1 protein-coding gene is annotated in these 240 nt (G+C 44.6%); it reads right to left on the reverse strand.

Going from position 1 to position 240, the window contains the following annotated elements; translation table 11 throughout:
- Nucleotides 1-240 (reverse strand): ATP-binding cassette domain-containing protein (locus tag AAEZ03_RS28730; protein ID WP_350583396.1); only part of this gene is annotated, 240 nt, incomplete at both ends.

Here is a 240-nt window from a genome sequence, read left to right on the forward strand (position 1 = left end):
ACCTTGATCAATAACCAAAATTTCATCGGCGCTTTCAATGGTGGATAAACGATGGGCAATCACAATCGATGTACGGTTATGTCGAAGATTATCGAGGCCTTTTTGAATCGCTTTTTCAGACTCGGTATCCAAAGCCGATGTGGCTTCATCTAAAATTAACACTGGCGCATCACGTAACATAGCACGAGCAATGGCAAGACGTTGACGTTGACCGCCTGAAAGTAACACCCCGTTTTCACC

Origin of the sequence: Pseudomonas sp. HY2-MNA-CIBAN-0224 (assembly GCF_040310285.1) — a bacterium.
Lineage (GTDB): Bacteria > Pseudomonadota > Gammaproteobacteria > Pseudomonadales > Pseudomonadaceae > Aquipseudomonas > Aquipseudomonas helleri.